The following is a 22,375-nucleotide window of genomic DNA, read 5'->3' as shown; positions in this document are numbered from 1 at the left end:
ATGCCAACCACTTCCTCCCTCCCTCTGCTGGAACTTCGCAAGGTCTCCAAGCGCTTCGTGAAGAAGCCCGATGCGGCGGCCCGCCTGGCGGGCCTGCTGGGCGCGAAGGTCGCCGACCAGACCGTGCACGCCGTCGACCTCGTCGACCTCGAGGTGCGCCGCGGCGAGGTGGTCGGCCTGGTGGGCGAATCCGGCTGCGGCAAGTCCACGCTGGGCCGCATGGCGGCCGGCCTGCACGGCCTCACCGAGGGGGAGCGCTGGTGGCAGGGCGAGAACACCGCGGCGCTCAAAGACCGGCTCGGCAGCGCGGCCTGGCGGCGCCGGATGCTGGCCATCCAGATGATCTTCCAGGACCCGTACGCGAGTCTCAATCCGCGGCTGCGCGTTCAGCAGATCATCGGCGAGGCGCCGGTTGCGCACGGGATGATCGACGCTTCGAACCAGCAGGCGCTGGTGGCCGAGCTGATGCAGAAGGTCGGGCTGGACCCGCAGTTCATGCGGCGCTTTCCGCACCAGTTCTCCGGCGGCCAGCGTGCACGCATCGGCATCGCGCGGGCGCTCGCGGTCGAGCCCGCGCTGCTGATCTGCGACGAGGCGGTCGCGGCGCTCGACGTCTCTGTCCAGGCGCAGGTGATCAACCTGTTCATGAAGCTGCGCGACGAGCTCGATCTCACCTATCTCTTCATCAGCCACGACCTCGGCGTGGTGCGGCACATCAGCGATCGCGTGGTCGTGATGTACCTTGGGCGGGTGGTGGAATCCTCGTCGGCAGAGGATGTGTTCGAGGAGCCGTTGCACCCCTATACGCAGGGTCTGCTGGAAGAGGCGCCGCGGCTGGAGGTGCGCAGAAAGACCTATGTCGCGATCCAGGGAGAGATCCCGTCCCCGATGAACCCGCCCCGAGGCTGCCATTTCCATCCGCGCTGCCCGCAGGCCTTGCCGCGCTGCGCGGAAGAAGTGCCGGCGCTGCGGAACGTGACGGCAGGCCGATGGGTGGCCTGCCATCGCGTGCAAGCCGACGAAAGCTGGCATGCCGTCACCCCCCGGATGGCTGCGACCGAGAGGGCGCGGTGAAGATCGTGGTGATGTCCTGGCTCGCGCGCGAGTCGGTGGAGATCTTCCTGCGCAGCAACATCGTCTACCGGCCGGACCTCGCGGCCAGGCCGGCGCATGTGGCAGGCGATGAGCTGGCGCTGCTCGCGCCCGATGTCGTGATCGCGCGCGATGCAGACGGCGAAGCGGTCGCCGCGCTGCAGGCCTTGCTGCCGGACTGCCGCTTCATCGTCTGCCGCCTCGCAAGCGCGGCGCCGGCGCGCGACCTGCCGCAACCCGGCGCGCGCTGTGCGTGGGTTTGCGCCTCCACCTGGGAACGCGCGGAGTACGAGGCCTTCGTCCTGGCCGAAGCGCTTTGCCGCCCGCGGCACCGGCCCCGTCCGCCGGCGACCGGCGGACAGCCGGCGGACGTGATCCTCGTCGGTGCAGGCGTAGTCAATCTCGTGACGGCACTCGTGCTGTGCACGCATGGCTTCGATGTCTCGGTGGTGGAGCGCATGGCCGATCCGCTGGCCTCGGAGCACGAGCGGCCTCGCGGCGCCGGCGCCACCTTCGGCGGCAGGGATGCGCGGATCTTCTCGTTCAACGAGTCGCGGCAGCACCTCGCCTGTTCGCCGCGCTACACGCCGCAGACGCACACGCAGTTCCGCGCCAAGGTGTCGCAGGACGGCTGGCTTTCGCGCGCGCCGGAACATCTTGGCGAGCGCGAGCGCCGATGGATCCGGCAGCTGGAGCAGGTGCCGCCGTGGGCCGCGCTCGCCTACGGCAACGACATCGTCGGCTTCAATCGGCAGAGCGCCGCGCGCTGGCAGGAGATCTTCAGCCTCCATCCCGAGATCCTGCAGGACGCGCACTACATCGGCCGGCTCCTGCGGGTCTATCCGGACCAGGCCTCCTTCGCCGCGGCGCGGACAGCCGAGGCGGAGATCGGCGCGCTGATCCGCACGCTCGACCTGCGGCTCCTGCGCGAGGACGAGCCCGCATTGGCCGATGCCATCGACCGCGGCGCGATCGCGGGCGCGCTTGCCGTGCGCGGCTTCTCGCTCAATATCCAGCGCTTCGGCCGCAACCTGATCCGGCTGCTGCAGGAGCTGGGCGTGCGCTTCTCGTGGCAGCAGCAGCTCACGGCGATCCGGCACGACGGCGCCGGTGCGGTGAGCGGCCTGGTCATCGGCGGACGGCTCTGCCGCGCGCGGCACTACGTGATCTGTCCGGGCGCGCACGGCCGCTCCATCGAGGGGCGCAGCGCGGCGCTGGATGCGATCGGCGCGATGGTCGGCATGTGGGTCACGCTGCCGAACGACGGCATGCCCTTGTCCTCGCCGCTCAAGGTGCGGCGGCGCGGCTTCGGCAGCGGCGCGGCGGCGCAGGGTGCCAACATCGTGCCGGGGCGCGATGCGTCCGGCGCGCCGGTGCTGCATTGCAGTTCGGGCCACGGCTTCGTCGGCGTCGATGCGGCCGACGTGCGCGCAGCGGATCTCGAGGAGCTGGCGCGCTGCGTGATGCAAACGGCCGAGGACTTGTTCGGCGACAAGTTCCACCGCGCGCGCAGCACCGGCCTGATCGGCGCGACGCCGGCATACTGCATCCGTCCCTGGACGCCTTCCGGGCTGGGTCTGGTCGAAGTGCAGGACGCGGGGAGCGGCGGCCGTCTCGTCGTCAGTGGCGGCCACAACACGGGCGGCTTCGCCCAGTCGCCCGAAGTGGCGCAGGCGGTGCTGTGCGCACTGCAGGAGAGGCCGCATCCGATGCACGCGCTCTACCATCCGCGGCGCTTCGCGGACGTGTTCGAGGCGAGCGCATGATGCGCGACGCTGCGGCGCTCGCGGCACCGTCGCTGACGCAGCTGCTGGTCCACGGCTTGCGCCACGGCCATGCCGAGATGCTGGTGCAGGCCGATGCCTGTCGCGTGACGCGCAGCGAGTTCGAGCAGCGCGTCGTCGCGCAGATCGAGCGCTTGCGTGGACACGGCGCCAGGCAGGGGACGCGCGTGCTGCTGCACGGTGTCGCCACGCCGTCGCTCGTCGCGATGCTGGTGGCCTGCCTGCTCGAAGGCTTGGTGGTGGTGCCGGTCGACGCGACGCTGCCCGCGCAGCGCAAGCAGGCGATGGTGCAGGCGGCAGCGCCGGCGCTCAGCTTCGACTCCACGCCGGACGAGGCCGAAGCCTCGTCCGGCACCCCCGGCCTCTGCCTGAGCGACATGGTCCTGCCGCAGGTGGCGCAGGACGCCCCGTGCTACGTCTTCTTCACCTCCGGAACCACCGGCCGGCCGAAAGGCATCGTCGGCCGGCGCGGCGGACTCGCGCACTTCCTGGCCTGGGAGGCGGGGATGCTGGGCCTCGCGCCGGGCGAGCGCGTCGGCATGCTCACGCGCCTGTCCTTCGACGTGGCGCTGCGCGACCTGCTGCTGCCCATCGTCGCGGGCGTCACGGGCTGCGTCCCACCGCAGGGCGAGGTTCAGAGTCCCGCGCAGGTGCTGGAGTGGCTGGCAGACATGCAGGTCAGCGTGATGCACACGGTGCCCTCGCTCGCCCAGAGCTACCTGGCCGCGCGTCCTGCCGGCTTTCGCAACGATGTGCTGCGCCACACGCTCTTTGCCGGCGAGCCGCTCACCGGCGCGCTGGTCGAGCGCTGGCGCGCGGCCTTCGCGCGCAGCGCGGTGCACAACCTCTACGGTCCGACGGAGACGACGCTCGCCAAGTTCTGGGCGTTGGTCCCCCATCCCGCGCCCGAGGGCATCCAGTCCTGCGGCATGCCGCTGCCGCAGACCTCGGTGCGCATCGTCGACGAAGAGGTCGCGCCCGTGCCCGATGGGCAGCTCGGCGAGGTGCTGATCCGGACCGTCCATCGGTCGCACGGCTACCTCGATCCGTCCGAGCCTGCCGCGCGCAACTTCGTCGAGCACGAGGGCGTGCCCGGCTACCTGAGCGGCGACCTTGGCTGGCTCGACGCGCAGGGCGCGCTGCACCTGCGGGGGCGCAAGGACCACCAGCTCAAGATCCTCGGCACGCGCATCGAGCCGGTGGGCGTGGCAGCGGTGCTGCAAGCCCACCCGGACGTGGACGATGCCGCCGTGGTCTGCGTGACGGACGACGCCGGCGATGCGCGGCTGGTCGCGTACTTCACGACCGCATGCGATGCCGAAGCCGTCCGCAGGCGCCTGCGGCCCTACGTGGCCGAGCGATTGCCCGCGGCGGCGGTGCCGAGCCGGTTCATCGCGCTCGACGCGCTGCCCGTCACGGCCAACGGCAAGCTCGATCGATCGCGCCTGCCCGCGCCCGCGAGCGCCTCGCCCGACGCGCAGCCTCCCGAAGACGCGCTGGCGCAGGCAGTGGCCGACGCCATGGCGGCCGCGCTCGGCGTGGGGCAGGTCGGGGCGGCCGACGACTTCTTCGCGCTCGGCGGCGATTCGCTGGCCGCGATGCAGCTGTGCATCGAGCTCGAAACGCGCTCGGCACTGCATCTGCAGCCCGCGGACTTGCTGCATGCACCGTCGCCGAGCGAGATCGCGAACCATCTTCGCGCGCACGGCAGCAAGGCTCCCGAGCGCATTCCGGCCGCGCCGCGCACGACCTGGTTCGAACTCAGCCCGCAGCAGCGCCGCTACTTCCGCACCTTCTGCGCAGGCGGCAATCGCAACTGGTGCAATATGGTCGCTGTCTTCGACCTGCCGCCCGCCACCGGCCGCCATGCGCTGCAGCACGCGCTCGCCGAGATCGCGCTCAAGCACAACAGCCTGCGCCTGCGCTTCGCCCAGGACGAGCGCGGCACCGTGATGCAGTCGATCGATCCGGGCTCTGACTTCGACGTGCGCGTCTGCGATCTGAGTGCCGAAGCGCACGCGCGCCTGGCCTCGACGATCGAAGCCCTGCGCATTGCCGAGGGTGAGCAGGCGATCGCGCTCTTCGGCGTCGGCCCCATGTTCCGCGCCACGCTGCTGCTGCTGCCGGACGATGCGCGCAAGCTCCTGTGGACGGTGCATCACCTCGTGAGCGACGGCACCAGCCAGGGTCTGTTCGCGCAGGAGCTCGCTGCGCAGCTGGCCGGCGACAAGATCGAGGTGCCGCCGTCCTTCAGGGACATGGCAGCATCGGCGCAGTGCAGGCCGGGCCTGGATGCGGCGCGCGCGTACTTCCGTGCGCTGATGAGTCCGCCCTACGCGCACCGCTACGTGCCGCCGGTGGTCGAGTGCGCCGATCCGCAGCGCTGCCTGGCGCTCGAGACATCGCTGGCGGCACCGCTGCGCGCCATGCTGCGCAGCGCAGCGCGCCGGCAGCGCTGCACGCCCTACGTATTCTTCGTTGCCGCGTATTTCCGGCTCGCGGCCTCGCTCGCGCGGCGCGAGGACATCGCCATCGTCACGCCCCTGGCGGGCCGCGCCCATCCGCAGATCGCGCGCGCCATCGGCGACTTCATCAACCTCGTGCCGCTGCGCCTGATGCAGGTTCACCGCATGCCGCCGCGCGAGCTCCTCGCTGCGGTCCGCGCGCAGATCGAAGGCGCCGCCGCGCACCAGGCCTGGCAGTTCGACGAGCTGCTGGACGACCTGGGCATCGCCTTCGACCCGGACCGCAATCCGCTGACCGGCTTCTCGCTCAACTTCATGCCGAACAAGGCCACCGGTTCAGCCGCGACGCTGCGGCATGCCGATCGCGGCTACCGGCTCAAGTACGACCTGCTGTTCCTGGTGCGCGACCACAGCGATGTCACGAACCTCGAGATCCAGTACCGTGCCGGCCTCCTGTCGCCAACCGCGGTGGAGCGCGTGGCCGAGGACTACAGCCATCACCTGGAGATGCTTTGCCATGCCTGAGACAACCAAGCCGCCGCCCGCGGAGTACGCCTTGCTGCTGCTGCTCGCCACGCTCTGGGGCGGCTCGTTCACGCTCATCAAGGTGGCGCTCGCGGATTACCCGCCGGCCTCGCTGGTCGCGCTTCGCGTCCTCATCGGCGGGCTGGTGCTTGCAGCGCTGGCGGCCGCCAACGGCCTCGCGTTCCCGCGCGGCTTGCGCCGCTGGGGCGAGCTCTTCGTGCAAGGCCTGCTGCAGGGCGCGCTGCCCTTCACGCTGATCAGCTGGGGCGAGCTGCACATCGCAAGCAGCCTGGCTGGCGTCATCAATTCGACGGTGCCGATGTTCGCGTTCATGCTGTCGGTTTTCGTGCTCGGCTCGGCGCCCTTCGTGCCGCGCAAGTTCGCCGGCGTCGTGCTGGGGCTGCTCGGCGTGCTCGTGATCGCCGGCGTGGAGGCAATCGGCGCGCTCGAAGGCGCGAACCTGCTCGCGGTGCTGGCCGTGCTCGGCGCGAGCGTGTCCTATGCCTGCGGCGCGGTTTTCGGCCACCGCTTCGACGACCAGCCGCCGCTGGTGACGGCGGCGGCCTCGCTGCTGTGCGGCAGCATGCTGATGGTTCCGATCAGCCTGGCGGTGGACCGGCCATGGACCCTCGCGCCCGGCCTCGAGACCACGTTGGCGGCGCTCGGTCTGGCGCTGCTCACGACCGCACTGGCCAGCGTCATCTTCTTCCGGCTCATCCGCACGCTGGGCTCGGTGGCCACGACCAGCAATGCCTACCTGCGTGCGCTGGTCAGCGTGCTGCTCGGCGTCTTCTTCCTGTCGGAGCCGCTCGGCTGGAACGTCGTGCTGGCCGCGGCGCTGATCCTCGGCGGCGTGGCCTTGATCACCTGGAAGGGCGGGACAGCGCCGCCCGCCGGCGCCGCGCAAGGGCAGGGCGCGCGTTCATGACGATTGAACTCGCCATCGTCGGCGCCGGGCCCTGGGGCGTGGCCGTGCTGGACCGCCTGGTGACGACGGCGCGGCGGCGGCCGGAGCTGCAGGTCGCGGTGAATGTCATCGATCCTGCCGGGCCGGGACCGGGCGTGCACCGGCCGGAGCTGCCTTCGTTTCTGCTCCTCAACACCGTGTCGGGCCAGATCGACAGCTTCAGCGCCTCCCACTTCGGCGAGGCACCGCTGCCCGGCGCCGCGAGCTTCGTGGAATGGCTGCGGGCGGCGCGCGGCATCGATGCCGATCCGCACGGGTTCCTGCCGCGGGCGCTCTTCGGCGAATACCTGCGCCACGTGGTCGAGGTGCTGCAGAGGCAAGCGCCTTGCAACCTCGCGCTGCGCATGGTGCGCGCGTCGGTGTCGGAGCTCTCGCTCGCGGCCAAAGGCCGGGTTCGCGTCGTGCTCGACGACGCTTCTTCGCTGACCGTGGACCACGCATTCGTCTGCACCGGCCACGGGCTCGCGGATTCGCCTGATCCGCCGCCGAGCGTGGCAGCGATCGCCGCCTATCCGGTTGCCGGACTCGAGCGCATCGAGCCCGGGAGCGCCGTGGGCATTGCCGGCATCGGTCTCGTGGCCGTCGATGTCGTGGCGGCACTGACGCATGGCCGCGGCGGGCGCTTCATCGAGGGCGGCGACGGTGCGCTGCGCTACCTGCCCAGCGGCAGGGAGCCCGTGATGTACGTTCACTCGCGCACCGGCACGCCCTTCGCATGCCGCCCCGCGGTGCCCTTGGATCTCTCGACCGTGTATCGCCCGCTCTTCTGCACCGAAGCGCACCTCGCCGTTCGACGCGCGGTGCGGGGCAGGGCGGGCCTGCAGCTCGAAGAAGACGTGCTCGCACCGATCTGCGCCGAGATGCGGTCTGCCTACCTGTTCCGCGCGCTGGCGATCGCGCAGGGCGAGCAGGCCGCCGCGGCGTGCCACGAAGCGTTGTCCGCGCTGGCTTTCTCCGACGTGCGCGAGGCGTGCCTTCGTCGATGGCCGGCGATGGCGTCGTTCTGCCCCGAGCAGCTGCTGATGCCCGACCCGCACGCAAGCTGGGATTCGGCCGCCGCCTTTGCAGCCGGCTTCGAAGAGCGCCTGGACTTCGACGTGGCAGAGGCACGCAAGGGCGAGGCGGGCAGTCCGTACAAGTACGCCTTGGAGATGCTGCGCGTGCTGCGGCCTTTCATTCGCGAGGGCGTGGAGTTCGATGCGCTCGCGCCGGCCTCGCGACGCCTGTTCCACGGCCGCGTCGCGCCGCGCATTCAACAACTGGTGGTCGGCCCGCCGGTGTCGCGCGGCCGGGAGTGGCTGGCGCTGATGCGATGCGGCCTGCTGCGGCCGGAGCTCGGGCCGTCGCCGGCGATCGAGCGCGATCCCGCGCGCGGCTTGTGGCGCGCGCGCAGCCGCGTTTTCGACGTGCCGCTCGTGAGCGTCCTCGAACAGTGGGTGGAAGGCCGCGCCCCGAAGCCCGTGCCGGAGCGCGATGGGCCTTCTCTTCTTTCGGCGATGGTTCGCTCGGGCCTGGTTGCCGCGACGCCCGCGTCACCGGCCTGCATCGACCGGTCGGGCCATCCGATCGATGCGACCGGCCTCTCTGTGCGCGCGATCACGCTGCTGGGCGTGCCTGTGGAAGGCAACAGCTACTTCAACCATTACCTTCCGTCGCCGCGCAGCCGCGCACGTGCTTACGAAAGCATTCAGATCGCCATCGACGAGCTGCTTTCGAGGCAGCCCGCACCCGTGGAAGGCGCGTCGCTCGGCGTCGGAAGCTAAGAATTTACAAGGCGCCGTCACGGGCGTTTGGTAATTTGCGTTGAGGAGAAGAGCTCCGGTTTCGACACGATATCTGGAAGCCCTTGCGGGCTGGATCACCATGAAATCTATTCACGCCGAACGCGCGTCGAGGTGCCACCGATGATTCTTTCGTCGTTGCTGCAGCGCGCCGCCGCTTCCTCGCTCGATCCCGATGCGGATCTCGCGCAGCCCGGGCGCGACCCGCGGCCCGAGCTCGAGGGACCGCAGCCGCATCTCTACGCGGACGAGGACCTGTCGGTGATGCCGTCGATGGCCAGGGGCCGCGCGGAGCCGTCGGGCATCGTCGGCGAGCTGGTCGAGGCGGGCGATGTGGAGGCACGCGCGCGCCTCGTGCGCGGCCTGCTGCACCAGGTCGGCTTCGAGTGGCTGGGCTACGGCGCTGTCACTTTCATGGCGGGGCGCCTGTGGCCGCTGAGTTTCTTCACCAGCTATGCCAACGCCGGGTGGATGCGGCGCTACTTCGCGCACCGGCACAACCAGGTCGACACGCGGCACCAGGATGCGCCGGCCTCGAGCCTGCCGCTGGTCTGGGACGTCGACCAGCTGGAGGCACAGTTCGACCGCTCCGATCGTCCGGCCCAGTGCCGGCAGTTCATCGAGGACCTGCATGCGAGCGGCATCCGCAGCGGGCTGTTCCTTCGCCTCGGTTCGCCCACTCACGTCAACGAGCACACGCTGATCAGCCTCCTGTCCAGCACGCCCGGACGCGAGTGGATCGACGGCGGCGTGACGGGCCGTGCGCTGCTGCTCAGCCTGAGCGTGCATGAGTACCTGTCGCGCCATGCGCGCCTGCCGGCGGCGCCGGCGGCGGCACGCATCGACCTGTCGCAGCTCTCGCCCACGCAGCAGTACATCCTCGAACACCTGCTGCAGGGCCGCAGCGACAAGGAGATCGCCTACCGCATGCAGCTGTCGGCGCACACGGTGGATTACCACATGCGCCAATTGCGACGGCGCTTCTCGGCGCGCAACAGGGTTCAGCTGGTGAAGGCCGCGACGCAATCGCAGTTCGGCGAGAGCAACTTCGGCACGGTCGGATAGGCGGCTCAGACCGGCGCCGGACTGCGCTCCGCGAACTGCCCGTTCCAGTAAGGGTAGTAGGGGTAGGGCGGCGTGACCGCGCTGGCCGCATCGAGTCTCTCGACCTGCTCCGTCGTGAGCTGCCAGCAGAGCGCGCCCAGGTTCTGCTTGAGTTGTTCCTCGTCGCGCGCGCCGATCAGCACGCTGGCCACGGTGGGACGCTGCAGCAGCCAGTTGAGCGCGATCTGCGGCAAGGTCTTGCCGGTTTCCTCGGCCACCTGGTCCATCACATCGACCACGCGGTACAGGCGCTCGTCGTCCACCGGCGGCGCGAAGCCGGCGGTGTCGTGCAGCCGGCTGCCCGCGGGCAGCGGCTGGCCGCGCCGGATCTTGCCGGTCAGGCGGCCCCAGCCCAGCGGGCTCCAGACGATCGCGCCCACGCCCTGGTCGATGGCGAGCGGCATCAGCTCCCATTCGTAGTCACGTCCTACCAGCGAGTAGTAAGTCTGGTTCGCGACGTAGCGCGAAAGGCCCAACCGGTCCGACGCGGCCAGCGACTTCATCAACTGCCAGCCCGAGAAGTTGGAGACGCCGATGTAACGCACCTTGCCCGCGCGCACGAGGTCGTCGAGCGTGCCGAGCACCTGTTCGACCGGCGTCATCGCATCGAAGGCGTGCAGCTGCAGCAGGTCGATGTAGTCGGTGCCCAGGCGCTTGAGCGCGGCGTCGGTGCCGGCGATCAGGTGATGGCGCGAGGAGCCGACGTCGTTCGGCCCGTCGCCCGCGCGCAGCGAGAGCTTGGTCGAGAGGATCACCTTGTCGCGCCGGCCCTGCACCGCGGCGCCGAGGATCGATTCGGAGGCGCCGCTCGAGTACACGTCGGCGCTGTCGAAGAGATTGACGCCGGCGTCGAGGCAGATGTCGACGATGCGGCGCGCGCCGGCGACGTCGGTATTGCCCCAGGCGCTGAAGAGCGGACCCTGGCCGCCGAAGGTGCCGGCGCCGAAGCCGAGGGCCGGCACCTTGAAGCCGGAGTTGCCGAGATAGCGATGTTCCATGACGAGTCCTTGCAGTTGGAATGAATGAGTCAGGTGCGTGCGGGCGCGCAGGCTAGCGGCAGCTCGCGCCGGTCGAGCGCACGGCTCCAGAGCGCGATCGCGAGGCCTGCCAGCGTCAGCAGCGCGGCGACCCAGCCGAGTGCGCCGAGCCCCGGGCCGCGGTCGATCACCATGCCGCCGACCCAGGCGCCGAGCGCATTGCCGAGATTGAAGGCCGCGATGTTGAGGCTGGACGCCAGGTTCTGCCCGGCGCCGGATGCTTTCTCGAGCACGCGCAGCTGGAGCGGCGCGACCGTGGCGAAGGAAGCGATGCCGAGCAGGCCGACGAAGAGCGCCGCCGTCACGCCCGAGTGGAGCGCCGGCTGCATCACGGCCAGCACCACGGCGAGCGCCACCAGCGTGCCCAGCACGGCCGGCATGAGCGCGCGGTCGGCCAGCTTGCCGCCGAGGATGTTGCCCACCGCGAGGCCGCCGCCGAAGAGCAGCAGGATCGGCGACACCGCCGCTTCGGACAAGCCGGTGATGCGGGTCAGCAGCGGCTGGATGTAGGTGAACACCGCGAACACGCCGGCAAAGCCGAGCACCGTCATCGCGAGCCCGAGCAGCACCTGCGGCCGGGCCAGCACCGCGAGTTCGTCGGCGAGCGAGGCGGGGGCCTGCTTGTCGGCGGCCCGATCGCGCGGCACGAAGACCGCGAGCACGGCGAGGGCGAAGACGCCGATCAGCGCCACGGCCCAGAAGGTCGAGCGCCAGCCGAACTGCAGGCCCAGCCAGGCGCCGGCCGGCACGCCGAGCATGGTCGCGGCCGTGAGGCCGGTGAACATGATTGCGATCGCCGAGGCGCGCTTTTCCGGAGCGACCAGTCCGGTGGCAACGACGGAGCCGACGCCGAAGAAGGTGCCGTGCGCGAGCGAGGTGATCACGCGCGCGGCCATCAGCATCTCGTAGCTGGGCGCCAGCGCACAGGCGATGTTGCCGAGCGTGAAGATCGCCATCAGCGCGAGCAGCACGGTCTTGCGCGGCACGCGGCGGGTGGCGATGGTGAGCAGCGGCGCGCCGACCGCGACCCCGAGCGCATAGCCCGAGATCAGCAGGCCGGCGGCCGCGATGGAGACATGAAGATCCGCCGAGACCTGCAGCAGCAGGCCCATGATGACGAATTCGGTGGTGCCTATTCCGAAGGCACCGGCGGTGAGGGCGAGGAGGGCGATGGGCATGATGCCTCGTACTGTGCGGGCATCGGCTTGCCTTGACTAGGATGGCAAATGGACAAGCATTGGTGAGTTGAAGTCACGAATGCGAACTTCGAAGGGCCGTCCTTCCGCATAATGCAAAGCCTGTATGGAAAGGAGCAGATGCCTTATCGAACCGTTGAGCTCCAAGAGGCTTGCAACACCCTGCCTGAGCTCGCATCGCGCGCACATGCAGGCGAGCCCAGTTTGCTCAATCGACACGGAAAGCCCTACGCAGCAATTGTTTCGTCTGATGTACTCATGAAGGCGCGAGCACGCCCGTGTTTCTTGCGCTTGCGCGGTAGCGGCAGGGGGTTCTGGAGCGAGTCTCCTGCGCGAGCTATCGATGCTGCCCGCGCTGAGTGGAACTGAGCGGCTGAGGCTGCTCGAAGAGGAACGCACCTGACATGCCCCGCATCGAGGTCAACCGCTCCGGCGAGATGGAAGCCTTCGTCCAGGTGGTCGACCGCGGCAGCTTCTCGGCCGGCGCGCGCGTGCTGGGCATGACGCCTTCGGCCGTCAGCAAGCTGGTCGCGCGGCTGGAGGCGCGGCTGGCCACGCAACTGGTGCACCGCTCCACGCGCAAGCTGCAGCTCACGCCCGAGGGCCAGAACTTCTACGAGCGCAGCGTCCGCGTCCTGGCCGACATGGACGAGGCCGAGCGCTGCGCCGCGGCCGGCGCCGCGCCGCGCGGGCGCGTGCGCATCAACGCCAGCATCTCCTTCGGCCACCGCCTGCTGATGCCGCTGGTGCCGCACTTTCTCGAACTGCATCCGCAGGTGACGCTGGACATCGTGCTGACCGATCGCGTGGTCGACCTGATGGACGAGCGCACCGACATCGCGATCCGCTGGGGTCCGCTGCCGCCCTCCGACCTGGTGGCGCGCCATCTCTTCGACACGGGCCAGGCCATCGTCGCTTCGCCCGCGTACCTGGAACGCTACGGCACGCCGCGCACGCCGCAGGAGCTGGAAGCGCACAACCGCATCGGCTCCAGCTACCACCGCAGCGCGCCCGACTGGCCGCTCGTGGTCGACGGGCGGCTCGTCGACATGCCAGTGGTGGGCTCGGTGCGCGCCGGCGACGGGGAAACACTGCGCCGGCTGGTGATGGAGGGGGTCGGGCTGGGCCGGCTCTCGCTCTATCACATCCAGCCCGACATCGACGCCGGCCGCCTGGTGCCGGTGCTGGAGGAATTCAATCCGCGCGACATGACGCCGGTGCATGCCGTCTACCTCGGCAAGCCCGGCCGGCTGCCGGCGCGGGTGCGCGCCGTGCTCGACTACCTGTCGGCGCGGCTCGCGGACAATAGCCGTTCACGACCATGAAGGAAGTTCCCGACGCCATCGTCTGCGAGGGCTGCGACGCGGTCTACCGCCGCACGCCGCTGCGCCCGCGCGAAGTCTCGCATTGCGCCCGCTGCGGCACCGAGCTCGACCGGCATGCGGGCGACCAGGGCGCGCGCGTGCTGCCGCTCACGGTGGCGAGCCTGATCCTGTTCGCGATCGCCAACCTGTTTCCGATCGTCGAGATCGAGTTGCGGGGCCTCAGCAGCGAGACCACGCTGGCCGGCGCGGTGATCGTGCTCAGCACCGAGGGCATGTCGGTGGTGGCGCTGCTGGTGCTGGGCACCACCATCCTCTTTCCCTTGCTGCAGCTGTGCATCCTGTTCTATTTGCTGGTGCCGATGGCGCGCGAGCGGCGGCCGGCCGGCTTCGGCGTGCTGGTGCGGATCCTGCAGTCGCTCAGGCCGTGGGGAATGATCGAGGTCTTTCTGCTCGGCGTGCTGGTGGCCATCGTCAAGCTCTCGAGCCTGGCGCAGGTGGTGGCCGGACCGGCGCTGTGGGCCTTCATCGGCCTCACGGTGCTGCTGACGGCGGTGCTGTCCTTCAACCCGCGCACCTTCTGGGAAATGGCCTTCGAGCCGCGGCCGGGGCAGAAGGCATGACGGCAGCGGCGCCGATCAGGACGGCGGCGCAGCTCGGGCTCTTGAGCTGCCACCACTGCGGCACGGTCTGGCAGGGCGCCGCGGAGAGCGAAGCCTGCGGGCGCTGCGGCACGCACCTGCATCGCCGCAAGCCTCACAGCATCAAGTTCACCTGGGCCTTGCTGATCGCGGCCTGCATCATGTACGTGCCGGCCAACCTGCTGCCGGTGATGATCACCAAGAGTTTGCTGGGCACGCAGTACGACACCATCCTGAGCGGCGTGATCTACTTCTGGGTCACCGGCGCCTACGGGCTGGCGGCGATCATCTTCATCGCCAGCTTCCTGGTGCCGTTGTTCAAGCTGACCGCGCTGATGCTGCTGGCTTACATGGCCCAGCGGCACCGCCCCGCCGGGCAACTCGAACGCGCGCGGCTCTATCGCATCCTCGAGGTGATCGGCCGCTGGTCGATGCTCGACGTCTTCGTGGTGTCGCTGCTCGCCGGCCTGGTGCGCATCCAGGGTTTTGCCGAAATCACCGCCGGCGTCGGCATCGGCGCCTTCGGCGCGGTGGTGGTGCTGACGATGCTGGCCTCGCTGAGCTTCGATCCGCGCCTCACCTGGGACAGCGAGGACGTCATGAACGAAACGGAGCCCGCACACGACATGCACGCAAGAAACGAAAGAACCGCATGAGCGCTGCGCCGGGCCGCTCCAAGCAAGCTCGCACCGCAGTGCGAAGCACGAAGATGCTCCAATGAGCGATGAAGACAAGACGTCGGCGCCCTCGCTGGCCGAACCGGTCGTCGTGAAGCGCCGCAACTGGCTGCCCTCGCTGATCTGGCTGATTCCCATCGTGGCGGCGCTGGTCGGCATCGCGCTGGTCGCGCGCATCCTGCTCGATCGCGGGCCCGAAGTGGTGCTGACCTTCAAGACCGCCGAGGGACTGGAGGCCGGCAAGACCGCGGTCAAGTACAAGGACGTGCAGATCGGCACGGTGCAGACCATTCGGCTGGCCGGCGACCGCTCGCATGTGCGCGTGCTGGTGCAGCTCACGAAAGAGGCCAAGAGCTTCACCGCCGAGGACACGCGCTTCTGGGTGGTGCGGCCGCGGCTCGACACCTCGGGCATCTCGGGCCTAGGCACCTTGCTGTCGGGCGCCTACATCGGTGCCGACGCCGGCAGCTCGAAAGAGACGGCCGGCGAGTTCACCGGGCTCGAGGTGCCGCCGATCGTCACGCGCGATGCCTCGGGGCGGCAGTACCTGCTGCGCGCCCGCGACGTGGGCTCGCTCGACATCGGCTCGCCGGTGTATTTCAGGCGCATCAAGGTGGGCCAGCTCGCGGCCTACGAACTCGACGGCGACGGCCGCGGGGTCACGCTGCGCGTGTTCGTCAATGCGCCCTACGACAAGTTCGTCGGCGTCAACACGCGCTTCTGGCATGCGAGCGGCTTCGACGTGGAGCTGAGCGCGAGCGGTGTCAAGCTGCGCACCCAGTCGCTGGCCACCGTGCTGCTGGGCGGCATCGCCTTCCAGGCGCCCGACGATGCGATGGGTCCGGCGGCGCAGGAGAACGCCGCGTTCACGCTGGCCGCCGACGAAACCGCGGCGATGAAGGCACCGGACGGGCCCTCGCAGACGCTGCTCTTGTACTTCAACCAGTCGCTGCGCGGCCTGTCGCCGGGCGCGGTGGTCGACTTCCGCGGCGTGGAGATCGGCGAGGTCAAGTCCATCGGCGTCGAGTTCGATCGCCAGGAGAACCAGTTCAAGATGCCGGTGCTGATCCAGGTCTACCCCGATCGCCTGCGCCGCGGCGCGGGCAACGAGCCGGACGAGTCGCGTTACGCGCAGACGGAGCGCCTGCGCTTCCTGGTCAACAAGGGGCTGCGGGCGCAGCTTCGCACGGGCAACCTGCTCACGGGCCAGGTGTACGTGGCGCTCGACTTCTTCCCGAAGGCGCCGCCGGCGAAGATCAACATCAACCAGAACCCGATCGAGATGCCGACGGTGCCCAACAGCCTGGACGAGATCCAGGCGCAGATCGGCGAGATCGCGAGCAAGCTCAACAAGGTGCCCTTCGAGGAGATCGGCGCCGACCTGCGCAAGACACTGGTCACGCTCAACAAGACGCTCGGCAGCGCCGAGCAGCTTGCAGGCCGGCTGAACAACGATGTCGCACCCGAGATGACGGCCGCCATGAAGGATGTGCGCAAGACGCTCAACGCCGCCGACAAGACGCTGGCCGACGATTCGCCGCTGCAGCAGGACATGCGCCAGACGCTGCAGGAAGTCACGCGCGCGGCCGGGTCGCTGCGCATCCTGACCGACTACCTGGAACGCCACCCCGAATCGCTGATTCGCGGCAAGCCGGAGGACAAGAAGAAATGAGAACGACAAACACCCGGGCGGCGGCCTTGCTCGCTGCGGTGCTGCTGGCGGGCTGCGCCAGCACCGCGCCGCAGTACTACAGCCTGGCCGATGCGACGCCGGGCGCGATGCCCGCGTCGGGCACGGCGCCTGCCTTCGTCGAGCTCGCGCCGGTGGCCATGCCCGAGCGCTTCGCGCGCCCGCAGCTGGTGGTACGGCAGAAGGCCGCCATCGACGGGCCGCAGGTCGACATCCTCGAAGAGCACCGCTGGTCCTCCTCGTTCGAGAACGAACTGCGCGACGCCTTGAGCAGCGGCATCGCGGGCCGCCTCGGCGCTGTCGATGCAACGAAGAGCGGATCGCCGCGCGGCCAGGCCGTGACGCGCATCGCGGTGCAGTTGCGGCAATTCGATGCGGTGCAAGGCAGCCGCGTCGATGCCGGCTTCAGCTGGACCGTGCGCCGCGGCGATCAAGGACCGTCGCTCGCTTGCCAGCGCTCGCTGTCGGAGCCGGTCGAGGGTGCCGGCATCGATGCGCTGGCACGCGGCGCCCAGCGCACTACGGCGAAGCTGGCCGACGCTATCGCACGCAGCGTGACGGCGAACGCCTGCCCGGGTTGAGATGAACGACACCGGTTTCGCACTGTTCGACACTGCCATCGGCGCCTGCGGCATCGCCTGGGGTCCGCGCGGCATCGTCGGCGTACAGTTGCCCGAGGTCGGGGAGGGCGCGACGCGAGCGCGCATGCTGCGGCGTTTTGCGCAGTTGAACGAGACCGAGCCGCCGCCCGAAGTGCTGAGGGCGACGGCCTCGATTCGCGCCCTGATGGCGGGCGAGCCGCTGGACCTGGCGGAGATCGTGCTCGACTACGCGGGCGTCTCCGACTTCCATCGCCGCGTCTACGAGATCGCACGCCGCATCGTGCCGGGCTGCACGCGCAGCTACGGCGAGATCGCCGCCGAGCTCGGCGACAAGGGCCTGGCGCGCGCCGTCGGCCAGGCGCTGGGCCACAACCCTTTCGCGCCGGTGGTGCCCTGCCATCGCGTGCTCGCCGCCGGCGGAAAGCCCGGCGGTTTCTCGGCGCACGGCGGTGCGACGGCGAAGCTCAAGATGCTGATGATCGAAGGCGCAAGGCCGCAGAGCGATACCGCGTCCTTGTTCTGAAATACCGCGCAACTGCCATGGCAAGGCGAGCAGTTGTCCGACATCACATACTGTTGAGGGTGCGACATTTCGTACTAGTGTTCGACTCAAGAGCAGAAGCATTTGTCCGCGTAAGCGGGGGACTCGATGCCGATACGAAGCAAGGACAATTTCTTGATCTTCGGTTCCCCGAAGATCGAAGAGGACGAGATTCTGGAGGTCGAGGCCGTCATGCGATCGGGCTGGCTCGGCACAGGTCCGCGGGTGGCGCAGTTCGAGCATGAGTTCGGCCTGTACCGCGGCGCCGCGCATGCCGTTGCGCTGAACTCCTGCTCCGCCGCCCTGCATCTTTCCTTGCTGGCCTCCGGCGTCGGCTCGGGCGACGAGGTCATCACCACGCCGCTGACTTTCTGCGCAACGGCCAATGCCATCATCCATACCGGAGCGACGCCGGTGCTGGCCGACATCGATCCCGACACGCTGAACATCGATCCGGCGCAGGTGCGCGCCAAGTTGAGCAAGCGCACGCGAGCCATCGTGCCGGTTCATTTTGCAGGGCGGCCCTGCGAAATGGACGAGCTGATGTCGCTGGCGCGGCAGTATGAACTCAAGGTCATCGAGGACTGCGCGCATGCCATCGAAACGCAGTACCACGGCCAGAACGTCGGCACGATCGGCGACTTCGGCTGCTTCTCGTTCTACGTGACCAAGAACGTCGTCACCGGCGAGGGCGGCATGGTCCTGGCGCGCAAGGAGGAGGACGCCGCCCGCATCAAGGTGCTCGGCCTGCACGGAATGAGCAAGGACGCGTGGAAGCGCTTCGGCGACGAGGGCTACAAGCACTACTACGTCGTCGAAGCCGGGTTCAAATACAACATGATGGACCTGCAGGCGGCAATCGGCCTCAGGCAGTTGGCGCGCGTGGAGGTCTACTGGCAGCGGCGCAAGGCCATCTGGAAGCGCTACGGCGACGAACTGGCGGACCTTCCGCTGGCACTGCCCCCGAAGCCGGCGCCGGACACGCGCCACGCGCACCATCTTTTCAACGTGCAGATCGACGCGGCGCGTTGCGGCATCTCGCGCGACGACTTCCTCAACGCCATGACGGCGCAGGGCATCGGCGTCGGCGTGCACTACCTGGCGCTGACCGAGCATCCTTACTATCAGCAAAACTTCGGCTGGCGGCCCGAGGACACGCCGCATGCCACACGCGTGGGCAGGCGGACCGTCTCGCTGCCGATCTCGGCCAAGCTGAGCGATCAGGACGTCGGCGACGTGATCTCCGCGGTGCGGCTGATTCTGGAGCAGCATGCAGCGCTGGCATCGGCTGCGCCGTGTTGATCTCCATCCTCATCCCGGCCTACGCGCGGCCGGAACAGTTGAGTGAGGCGCTGGAAAGCATCGCGCAGCAGGACCGCTCGCTGATCGGCGAGATCATCATCGGCGACGACAGTCCGCGCTCCTACTGGGCAAGCAACCAGGCGGTCATCGCTGCGAGCGGCCTGGCGGAGCTCATCGAATATCTGCCGAGCGAGCCGTCCAAGGGGACCTACCCCAACCAATGGTTCCTGGCTTCGCGGGCGAAGTTCGACCATCTGCTTTTCCTGCACAACGACGACCAGCTTTGTCCCGGCGCGCTGAGCCTGCTGGCGAATGCCTGCGTCAGCGAGACCGATCCGCGCGTGAAGCTGTGGTTCGGCACGCACCTGATCATGGACGCGGCGGGCGTGGTCGACCCCGAGCGATCCGCCGCCAGCGACCAGTGGTTCGGCAGACAGGACCCGGGCGCGACGCGGCCGGTGTGGGAGTGGTGCCTGACGGAATCCATCCCCCCCGATGCCTTCCTGGTGGAGAGGGCGACCTATCTGCAATACATGCGCGGCGAACGCGACGGCAACGTGGGGGACTTGGCCTTTTCGGTGCGTCTGGCCAACAGCGGCGGCTGGGCGCGCTTCATTGGGCAAACCGTGTCCCGCTACCGGGTGCAGGCCGGATCCGTCACGAGCGCCGGGCGCGGCGTCGACGCTCACCGGGCCTACGAGCTGGCGCGCGAGTTGCGCGTGCCCCCCGAAATGGAAGCCGCGAAGCGCAAGCGCTTCAACCGATACATGCTGGTGGTGGCCGTGCGCTATGCGCGGGATGGCGAACGCATGAACGCATGGCGAGCCTTCCTTTCGCCCGATGTTCCCTGGCGGGAGAGATTTTCCCTTCGCGCGGGCCTGGTGCTCTCGATGCTGCTGACGCCGCGGCCGCTCTGGCTCTGGGCGCTGCACTACAAGACCTGAGCGGCGCCATCGCTAGCACAGCGCGCGGCATCGTGCTGCGCAACGCCCATTGCCTCCTTGGAGACAATGAGCGCATGACTTCATCGCGCTTCTTCAAGATCGCGCTCGTGCTGGGCCTCTTGTCGGCCATCGGCCCGTTCGCGATCGACATGTACCTGCCCGCGCTGCCGGAGATCGGCGCGAGCCTCGGTGCCGGCATCGGCCCGGTGCAGATGAGCCTGACGGCCTTCTTCATCTCGCTCGGCGTCGGGCAACTGCTGTACGGTCCGGTGTCGGACATGGTGGGACGCAAGCCGCCGCTGTACTTCGGGCTCGGGCTGTTCGCGCTGGCCAGCATCGGCTGCGCGCTCGCGACCGACATCCAGACCCTGATCGCGCTGCGCTTCGTGCAGGGCCTGGGCGCCGCGGCCGGCATGGCGATTCCGCGCGCGGTGGTGCGCGACCTGCACACCGGCAACGATGCGGCGCGGCTGATGTCCTTGCTGATGCTGGTGTTCAGCGTGTCGCCGATCCTGGCGCCGCTGGCCGGCAGCGGCGTGATCGTCTTCGCCGGCTGGCGCGGCGTGTTCTGGGCCGTGATGCTGGCCGCCGTGGCCGGCCTCGCAATGATGAGCGTGATGCTGAAGGAAACGCGGCCGGCCGAAGAGCGGGTGGAAAGCAGCCTGGGCAGCGCGCTTCGCGCCTACGGTGTGCTGATGCGTGACGCGCACTACCTCGGCCTGGTCTTCATCGGCGCCTTCGCGATGGCCGGTTTCTTCACCTACCTGGCCAACTCCTCCTTCGTGATGATCGACCACTACGGCCTTTCGCCGACGCTCTACAGCCTGGCCTTCGGCATCAACGCCGCTGCGTTCTTCGGTGCCGCGCAGCTCAACGGCGCGCTGTGCGAGCGTTTCGGCATCGTGCGCGTGGTCAAGGCCAGCGTGAGCGCCTGCGGGCTCGTGATGGCGGCGATGTTCGCCTACTACCTGGCCGGCGGCGACCGCCTGGCGGTGCTGATCGTGCTGTACTTCGTTGCCAGCGGCTTCATGGGCTTGGTCATTCCCACCACCTCGGTGCTGGCGCTCGAGAAGCACGGCGCGATCGCCGGCACCGCATCGGCCCTGCTGGGCACGCTGCAGATGCTGACCGGCGCGGTGGTGATGGCGGTGATCGGCCTGTTCACCGACGGCCGGCCCTTGCCGATGGTGACGGGCATGGCCGCCGGTGCGCTGATCGCGGTGGTGTTGACATGGTTCACGCTCGGCGGTCGGCAACCGGCGCCTTATGCAGCGCGCTGAGCCGGTGACCGGCACGCCGACACCCGTGCTCGACGGCCTGCCGCTGCCGCAGCGCCGGCACGCGATGCTGGTGATCATTCTCGGCATCGCGGTCGCGGTGCTCGACGGCACCATCGTCAACCTCGCACTGCCCGGGATCGCGCGCGAGCTCCATGCCGATCCGGCGCATGCGATCTGGGTGGTCAACGCCTACCAGATCGCCACGCTGGTGATGCTGCTGCCGCTGGCCTCGCTCGGCGACCTGGTGGGCTACCGGCGCGTCTACCTGGTGGGCATGGCGCTGTTTGCCTTTGCCTCGCTCGGCGCCGTGCTGGCCGATTCGCTCGCGACGCTGATCGCCGCGCGCGCGGTGCAGGGGCTGGGTGCGGCCGGCATCATGAGCGTCAATGCGGCGCTGGTGCGGCTGATCTATCCCAGGGCGCAGCTCGGCCGCGGCATGGCGATCAACTCGATGGTGGTGGCAACCGCGTCGGTGGCGGGGCCCTCGGTGGCGGCCGCGATCCTGTCGGTGGCTTCCTGGCCCTGGCTGTTCGCGCTCAATGTGCCGCTGGGTGCGCTGGTGCTGGCGCTGGGTTTCCGCGCACTGCCGGCCAATCGCGTGGCGGCCGCGGCCGGCGCGCGCTTCTCGTTCGTCGACGTGGCGCTCAACGTGCTGATGTTTTCGCTCATCTTCATCGGCGCCGACCGGCTCGGCGTGCGCAGCAGCGACGCAGGGCAGGGCGCGCAGCCCATCGCCTGGGCGCTGCTGCTGGCGGGCGCGGCGGTGGGCTTCGTCTACCTGCGGCGCCAGCGCGCGCTGGCCGTGCCGCTGTTTCCGGTCGACCTGCTGCGCATTCCGGTGTTCGCGCTCTCGATGGGCACCTCGGTGGCGGCCTTCTGCGCGCAGATGCTGTCCTTCATCGCGCTGCCCTTCCTGCTGCTCGACACTTACGGCCGCTCGCATGTGGAGGCCGGCCTGCTGATCACCGCCTGGCCGCTGGCGATCGTGGTGATGGCGCCGATCGCGGGCCGGTTGATCGGCCGCTATCCCGACGGCCTGCTGGGCGGCATCGGCCTCGGCCTGCTCGCCGTCGGCCTGACCTTGCTCGCGGCGCTGCCCGCACAGCCAGGCAATGCCGACATCGTCTGGCGCATGGCGCTGTGCGGCCTGGGCTTCGGCCTGTTCCAGTCGCCCAACAACCACACCATCGTGACCTCGCCGCCCGCGCATCGCAGCGGCGCCGCGAGCGGCATGCTGGGCACGGCGCGGCTTACGGGCCAGACCCTGGGCGCCGTGATGCTGGCCGCCATCTTCAGCGTCTGGGGCCCGCACGACGGCAAGGGCCAGGTGATCGCGCTGGGGCTGGCCGCCTGTTGCGCGGCGGTGGCGGCGGTGTGCAGCGCGTTGCGCACGCGCGAACCCAGCGCCCGCCACGCCTGAGCGGC

18 protein-coding genes are annotated in these 22,375 nt (G+C 69.4%); 16 read left to right on the top strand and 2 right to left on the bottom strand.

Features of this window, described 5'->3' with window-relative positions:
- The 6 genes from ACSQ89_RS14535 to ACSQ89_RS14510 all read left to right on the top strand — a co-directional run bounded on the left by ACSQ89_RS14535 (position 1) and on the right by ACSQ89_RS14510 (position 9,679).
- Positions 1-1,074: an ABC transporter ATP-binding protein gene (locus ACSQ89_RS14535; protein ID WP_436290309.1), complete on the top strand. Its 1,074-nt coding sequence runs from the start codon at positions 1-3 to the stop codon at positions 1,072-1,074.
- Positions 1,071-2,858 (top strand): FAD-dependent oxidoreductase, encoded by a 1,788-nt coding sequence (locus tag ACSQ89_RS14530; RefSeq protein WP_436290310.1) that lies wholly within the window; start codon positions 1,071-1,073, stop codon positions 2,856-2,858. The genes ACSQ89_RS14535 and ACSQ89_RS14530 overlap by 4 nt, the downstream gene beginning before the upstream one ends.
- Entirely contained in the window at positions 2,855-5,866 is a 3,012-nt protein-coding gene (locus ACSQ89_RS14525; protein ID WP_436290311.1) for an AMP-binding protein, read from the top strand. Before ACSQ89_RS14530 ends, ACSQ89_RS14525 begins: the two co-directional genes overlap by 4 nt.
- Entirely contained in the window at positions 5,859-6,794 is a 936-nt protein-coding gene (locus ACSQ89_RS14520; protein WP_436290312.1) for a DMT family transporter, read from the top strand. The genes ACSQ89_RS14525 and ACSQ89_RS14520 overlap by 8 nt, the downstream gene beginning before the upstream one ends.
- Entirely contained in the window at positions 6,791-8,596 is a 1,806-nt protein-coding gene (locus ACSQ89_RS14515) for an FAD/NAD(P)-binding protein (protein WP_436290313.1), read from the top strand. The genes ACSQ89_RS14520 and ACSQ89_RS14515 overlap by 4 nt, the downstream gene beginning before the upstream one ends.
- A gap of 141 nt (positions 8,597-8,737) precedes the next feature.
- Complete coding sequence (locus ACSQ89_RS14510) at positions 8,738-9,679, top strand: autoinducer binding domain-containing protein (RefSeq protein ID WP_436290314.1); 942 nt, start codon at positions 8,738-8,740, stop codon at positions 9,677-9,679.
- 5 nt (positions 9,680-9,684) lie between these two features.
- Here ACSQ89_RS14510 and ACSQ89_RS14505 read toward each other — a convergent pair whose 3' ends face one another.
- Both ACSQ89_RS14505 and ACSQ89_RS14500 read right to left on the bottom strand, forming a co-directional pair.
- Positions 9,685-10,716, bottom strand: coding sequence for an aldo/keto reductase (locus tag ACSQ89_RS14505; protein WP_436290315.1), 1,032 nt, complete (start codon positions 10,714-10,716; stop codon positions 9,685-9,687).
- A 29-nt stretch (positions 10,717-10,745) separates the two neighbouring features.
- Complete coding sequence (locus tag ACSQ89_RS14500; protein ID WP_436290316.1) at positions 10,746-11,933, bottom strand: MFS transporter; 1,188 nt, start codon at positions 11,931-11,933, stop codon at positions 10,746-10,748.
- Between the two features lie 422 nt (positions 11,934-12,355).
- Between ACSQ89_RS14500 and ACSQ89_RS14495 the strand changes: the two genes are divergently transcribed.
- The 10 genes from ACSQ89_RS14495 (at position 12,356) to ACSQ89_RS14450 (ending at position 22,370) form a co-directional block, all read left to right on the top strand.
- The gene (locus ACSQ89_RS14495) at positions 12,356-13,276 is read left to right on the top strand and encodes a LysR family transcriptional regulator (RefSeq protein ID WP_436290317.1); all 921 of its coding nucleotides are present in this window, start codon (positions 12,356-12,358) and stop codon (positions 13,274-13,276) included.
- Complete coding sequence (locus ACSQ89_RS14490) at positions 13,273-13,896, top strand: paraquat-inducible protein A (protein WP_093110059.1); 624 nt, start codon at positions 13,273-13,275, stop codon at positions 13,894-13,896. Before ACSQ89_RS14495 ends, ACSQ89_RS14490 begins: the two co-directional genes overlap by 4 nt.
- Positions 13,893-14,570, top strand: a complete 678-nt coding sequence (locus ACSQ89_RS14485) for a paraquat-inducible protein A (RefSeq protein ID WP_436290318.1) — start codon at positions 13,893-13,895, stop codon at positions 14,568-14,570. Before ACSQ89_RS14490 ends, ACSQ89_RS14485 begins: the two co-directional genes overlap by 4 nt.
- 61 nt (positions 14,571-14,631) lie before the next feature.
- Entirely contained in the window at positions 14,632-16,263 is a 1,632-nt protein-coding gene (locus ACSQ89_RS14480) for an intermembrane transport protein PqiB (protein ID WP_436290319.1), read from the top strand.
- Positions 16,260-16,862, top strand: coding sequence for a PqiC family protein (locus ACSQ89_RS14475; RefSeq protein WP_436290320.1), 603 nt, complete (start codon positions 16,260-16,262; stop codon positions 16,860-16,862). The genes ACSQ89_RS14480 and ACSQ89_RS14475 overlap by 4 nt, the downstream gene beginning before the upstream one ends.
- 1 nt (position 16,863) lies before the next feature.
- Complete coding sequence (locus ACSQ89_RS14470; protein ID WP_436290321.1) at positions 16,864-17,406, top strand: methylated-DNA--[protein]-cysteine S-methyltransferase; 543 nt, start codon at positions 16,864-16,866, stop codon at positions 17,404-17,406.
- A gap of 153 nt (positions 17,407-17,559) precedes the next feature.
- Positions 17,560-18,726 (top strand): DegT/DnrJ/EryC1/StrS family aminotransferase, encoded by a 1,167-nt coding sequence (locus ACSQ89_RS14465; protein WP_436290322.1) that lies wholly within the window; start codon positions 17,560-17,562, stop codon positions 18,724-18,726.
- Positions 18,720-19,670 (top strand): glycosyltransferase family 2 protein, encoded by a 951-nt coding sequence (locus ACSQ89_RS14460; protein ID WP_436290323.1) that lies wholly within the window; start codon positions 18,720-18,722, stop codon positions 19,668-19,670. The genes ACSQ89_RS14465 and ACSQ89_RS14460 overlap by 7 nt, the downstream gene beginning before the upstream one ends.
- A 74-nt stretch (positions 19,671-19,744) precedes the next feature.
- Complete coding sequence (locus ACSQ89_RS14455; protein WP_436290324.1) at positions 19,745-20,950, top strand: multidrug effflux MFS transporter; 1,206 nt, start codon at positions 19,745-19,747, stop codon at positions 20,948-20,950.
- Entirely contained in the window at positions 20,937-22,370 is a 1,434-nt protein-coding gene (locus tag ACSQ89_RS14450) for an MFS transporter (protein ID WP_436290325.1), read from the top strand. Before ACSQ89_RS14455 ends, ACSQ89_RS14450 begins: the two co-directional genes overlap by 14 nt.
- The last annotated feature ends 5 nt before the right edge of the window (positions 22,371-22,375 follow it).

The sequence above is a fragment of the Variovorax sp. LjRoot175 genome (genome assembly GCF_964253805.1).
Taxonomy (GTDB): domain Bacteria; phylum Pseudomonadota; class Gammaproteobacteria; order Burkholderiales; family Burkholderiaceae_C; genus Variovorax.
The sequence above is the reverse complement of the archived record's forward strand: the minus strand, read 5'-3'. Positions and strand labels throughout refer to the sequence as shown.

What these genes read in the sequence shown, in the direction of transcription:
- ACSQ89_RS14535 (WP_436290309.1), top strand. Translation starts at nt 1, where the DNA reads ATGCCAACCACTTCCTCCCTCCCTCTGCTGGAACTTCGCAAGGTCTCC.
- ACSQ89_RS14525 (WP_436290311.1), top strand. Translation starts at nt 2,855, where the DNA reads ATGATGCGCGACGCTGCGGCGCTCGCGGCACCGTCGCTGACGCAGCTG.
- ACSQ89_RS14520 (WP_436290312.1), top strand. Translation starts at nt 5,859, where the DNA reads ATGCCTGAGACAACCAAGCCGCCGCCCGCGGAGTACGCCTTGCTGCTG.
- ACSQ89_RS14515 (WP_436290313.1), top strand. Translation starts at nt 6,791, where the DNA reads ATGACGATTGAACTCGCCATCGTCGGCGCCGGGCCCTGGGGCGTGGCC.
- ACSQ89_RS14510 (WP_436290314.1), top strand. Translation starts at nt 8,738, where the DNA reads ATGATTCTTTCGTCGTTGCTGCAGCGCGCCGCCGCTTCCTCGCTCGAT.
- ACSQ89_RS14505 (WP_436290315.1), bottom strand. Translation starts at nt 10,716, where the DNA reads ATGGAACATCGCTATCTCGGCAACTCCGGCTTCAAGGTGCCGGCCCTC.
- ACSQ89_RS14500 (WP_436290316.1), bottom strand. Translation starts at nt 11,933, where the DNA reads ATGCCCATCGCCCTCCTCGCCCTCACCGCCGGTGCCTTCGGAATAGGC.
- ACSQ89_RS14495 (WP_436290317.1), top strand. Translation starts at nt 12,356, where the DNA reads ATGCCCCGCATCGAGGTCAACCGCTCCGGCGAGATGGAAGCCTTCGTC.
- ACSQ89_RS14490 (WP_093110059.1), top strand. Translation starts at nt 13,273, where the DNA reads ATGAAGGAAGTTCCCGACGCCATCGTCTGCGAGGGCTGCGACGCGGTC.
- ACSQ89_RS14485 (WP_436290318.1), top strand. Translation starts at nt 13,893, where the DNA reads ATGACGGCAGCGGCGCCGATCAGGACGGCGGCGCAGCTCGGGCTCTTG.
- ACSQ89_RS14480 (WP_436290319.1), top strand. Translation starts at nt 14,632, where the DNA reads ATGAGCGATGAAGACAAGACGTCGGCGCCCTCGCTGGCCGAACCGGTC.
- ACSQ89_RS14475 (WP_436290320.1), top strand. Translation starts at nt 16,260, where the DNA reads ATGAGAACGACAAACACCCGGGCGGCGGCCTTGCTCGCTGCGGTGCTG.
- ACSQ89_RS14470 (WP_436290321.1), top strand. Translation starts at nt 16,864, where the DNA reads ATGAACGACACCGGTTTCGCACTGTTCGACACTGCCATCGGCGCCTGC.
- ACSQ89_RS14455 (WP_436290324.1), top strand. Translation starts at nt 19,745, where the DNA reads ATGACTTCATCGCGCTTCTTCAAGATCGCGCTCGTGCTGGGCCTCTTG.
- ACSQ89_RS14450 (WP_436290325.1), top strand. Translation starts at nt 20,937, where the DNA reads ATGCAGCGCGCTGAGCCGGTGACCGGCACGCCGACACCCGTGCTCGAC.